This window comes from Pseudomonas sp. PB103 (assembly GCF_009764635.1).
GTDB lineage: Bacteria > Pseudomonadota > Gammaproteobacteria > Pseudomonadales > Pseudomonadaceae > Aquipseudomonas.
In genome coordinates this window covers 1-2855 of the sequence record NZ_RWIL01000065.1, presented here as the reverse complement: position 1 = coordinate 2855, position 2855 = coordinate 1, and the positions used below count along the sequence as shown (strand labels likewise).

Sequence of the window (2855 nt, the reverse complement as noted above, 5' to 3'; positions counted from 1 at the left end):
CTGCGATCTTTTGATCTTGAAAAACAACATCAAAAGATCGCAGCCTGCGGCAGCTCCTACACGGGCCTGGGCATTTCAGCGGGGCAGCGGGTTTCAAGACGAATGGCTTGGGTCACCCTGTCTGATCGGGCTAGAATGCCAGCCCCTAAAAATGATGGCGGCGTTGCGCATGCGCATTCAGTTGAACGGCGAATCCCTTGAACTGCCCGACGGTGAAACCGTTGCGGCCCTGATCACCCGCCTGGAACTGACCGGACGCCGGGTAGCAGTTGAACTCAATCTGGATATCGTCCCGCGCAGCCTGCATGCCGACACCACGCTCAATGACGGCGACAACGTCGAAGTCGTGCACGCCATCGGCGGCGGCTAAGCGGGCGGCCCGCAAGGGCACAGAATTCTGCAAGACCCTCACTCCTAAAGAGGATTCCCCATGAGCATCGTTCGTAGCGACAAGCCTTTTGTGCTGGCCGGTCGTACTTACCAGTCGCGTTTGCTGGTTGGTACCGGCAAGTACCGTGACATGGAAGAAACCCGCCAGGCCATCGAAGCCTCGGGTGCCGAGATCGTCACCTTCGCCGTGCGCCGCACCAACCTCGGTCAGATCGAAGGCGAGCCGAACCTGCTCGACGTGCTGTCGCCGGAGCGCTACACCTTCCTGCCGAACACCGCCGGTTGCTACGACGCCATCGAAGCCGTGCGCACCTGCCGCCTGGCCCGTGAGCTGCTCGACGGCCATAACCTGGTGAAGCTGGAAGTACTGGCTGACCAGAAGACCCTGTTCCCTAACGTCATCGAAACCCTCAAGGCTGCCGAAACGCTGGTCAAGGAAGGTTTCGACGTGATGGTGTACACCAGCGATGACCCGATCATCGCCCGTCAACTGGCAGAAATCGGCTGCATCGCGGTGATGCCGCTGGCCGGTCTGATCGGTTCCGGTCTGGGGATCTGCAACCCGTACAACCTGCAGATCATCCTCGAAGAAGCCAAGATCCCTGTGCTGGTCGATGCCGGTGTCGGCACTGCGTCCGACGCAACCATCGCCATGGAACTGGGTTGCGATGCGGTGCTGATGAACTCGGCCATCGCCCACGCCCAGCAGCCGGTGATGATGGCTGAAGCCATGAAACACGCCATCGTTGCAGGCCGTCTGGCCTACCTCGCTGGCCGTATGCCGAAAAAACTCTATGCCAGCGCCTCTTCGCCGCTGGATGGTCTGATCAAGTAAGAGCCATTGATGACTGAATCGAACGACACGCCTATCCAGCCGGAAGAAGGCGACGAGCGCCAACACCGCCGCATCAAGAGTTTCGTGATGCGTGCCGGGCGCATGACCGAAGGCCAGCAAAAAGGTCTGGATCAAGGCACGCCGCTGTTCGTGCTACCGCTGGCCGACGCGCCGGTGGATTACGATCAAGTGTTCGGCCGTTCGGCACCGCGCTCGCTGGAGATCGGTTTCGGCATGGGCCACTCGCTGCTGGAAATGGCCGCGGCGGCACCGGATCAGGATTTCATCGGCGTTGAGGTTCACCGTCCGGGTGTCGGCGCGCTGCTCAATGGCGTGCTGACGCAGGGCCTGACCAACCTGCGGGTCTACGATTGCGACGCGATCGAAGTGCTCAACCGTTGCATCGCCGATAACAGCCTCGATCGCCTGATGCTGTTTTTCCCGGACCCGTGGCACAAGAGCCGTCACCACAAGCGTCGGATCGTTCAGGCGTCGTTCGCTGAACTGGTGCGCAGCAAGTTGAAAGTCGGCGGCATTCTGCACATGGCCACCGACTGGGAACCGTACGCTGAATACATGCTGGAAGTGATGAACGTCGCGCCGGGCTACCGCAACCTCGCCGAAGACGGCAAGTGCGTACCCCGCCCTGCCGAACGCCCGATCACCAAGTTCGAACGCCGCGGCGAACGTCTTGGCCACGGCGTCTGGGACCTGAAGTTCGAAAAACAGTCCTGAGCCAACGCAATACCCCCTGTAGGAGCCGAGCTTGCTCGCGAAGGCGCCCGTTCATTCAACATCAACGTTGACTGACACGCCGCCATCGCGAGCAAGCTTTGCTCCTACAGTAGTTTTCGGGGCTGCACCCAAGCGAAACAGGTAGGAGCTGCGGCACGCTGCGATCTTTTGATCCTGATTTTCAAGATCAAAAGATCGCAGCGTGGCGCAGTTCCTACAGTTGTTTTGAGTGCCCGAAAAATCACACGGGCGAAAGAAATCGAGCGGGCACCTGCTCAGTCAGCCAGACGCCATTTTCGGCCTGATAGAACTTGAAGCCCTGCTCCTCCATCTGCTGCGCCGCAACCTGCAGAACGACTAACGTTCCGTAGCGTTGACCCACGGCCGAGGCGGTGGCGATCTCCTCGGACAAGTGCACGTGATGGCGTTGCCCGGGAATCAGCCCCTGTTCGTGGATCGAGTCGAGAAAACGCGTCGCAGTGCCGTGATACAGCGTTTGAGGTGGCTGTTTCTGCTCGAATTGCAGATCAACGCTTTTCGTCGAGTGCCCCTGAACCGCGCGGATAGAGTGGCCGTCTGCAGAAATCGCAAAACGCTTCTTGTCACTGCTGGCCACGACGTTTTCAATCAGCTCGTGACTCAACTGCCTGCCGTCACCCGCAGCCCCGCTGATCAGAGCGTCGATGCTCGCCCAGCCCTCAGCATTAAGCGCCAAGCCGATTGCCTGAGGTTCGTGACGCAACACGAAGCTGAGAAATTTGCTTGTCTCGTCCAACAACTTTTTACTCATGACCGTCCCTGATTCCCGGCAATAAATAGAACGCCAACCCTTGTAGGAGCTGCGGCACGCTGCGATCTTTTGATCCTGATTTTCAAGATCAAAAGATCGCAGCGT

4 protein-coding genes are annotated in these 2855 nt (G+C 59.2%); 3 read left to right on the top strand and 1 reads right to left on the bottom strand.

Going from position 1 to position 2855, the window contains the following annotated elements; genetic code table 11:
- Positions 1 to 169 precede the first annotated feature (169 nt).
- From thiS to trmB, 3 genes are read left to right on the top strand one after another with little or no spacing between them, the layout of a single operon-like run.
- Positions 170 to 370: a sulfur carrier protein ThiS gene (gene thiS, locus EJA70_RS12725; RefSeq protein ID WP_178116854.1), complete on the top strand. Its 201-nt coding sequence runs from the start codon at positions 170 to 172 to the stop codon at positions 368 to 370.
- Positions 371 to 430: 60 nt separating this feature from the next.
- Entirely contained in the window at positions 431 to 1225 is a 795-nt protein-coding gene (locus tag EJA70_RS12720) for a thiazole synthase (protein ID WP_007913621.1), read from the top strand.
- 9 nt (positions 1226 to 1234) lie between these two features.
- Complete coding sequence (gene trmB, locus EJA70_RS12715; protein ID WP_008083818.1) at positions 1235 to 1960, top strand: tRNA (guanosine(46)-N7)-methyltransferase TrmB; 726 nt, start codon at positions 1235 to 1237, stop codon at positions 1958 to 1960.
- Between the two features lie 241 nt (positions 1961 to 2201).
- Here trmB and EJA70_RS12710 read toward each other — a convergent pair whose 3' ends face one another.
- Entirely contained in the window at positions 2202 to 2750 is a 549-nt protein-coding gene (locus tag EJA70_RS12710) for an RNA 2'-phosphotransferase (protein ID WP_158831101.1), read from the bottom strand.
- Positions 2751 to 2855: the final 105 nt, after the last annotated feature.

What these genes read in the sequence shown, in the direction of transcription:
- EJA70_RS12720 (WP_007913621.1), top strand. Translation starts at nt 431, where the DNA reads ATGAGCATCGTTCGTAGCGACAAGCCTTTTGTGCTGGCCGGTCGTACT.
- thiS (WP_178116854.1), top strand. Translation starts at nt 170, where the DNA reads ATGCGCATTCAGTTGAACGGCGAATCCCTTGAACTGCCCGACGGTGAA.
- EJA70_RS12710 (WP_158831101.1), bottom strand. Translation starts at nt 2,750, where the DNA reads ATGAGTAAAAAGTTGTTGGACGAGACAAGCAAATTTCTCAGCTTCGTG.
- trmB (WP_008083818.1), top strand. Translation starts at nt 1,235, where the DNA reads ATGACTGAATCGAACGACACGCCTATCCAGCCGGAAGAAGGCGACGAG.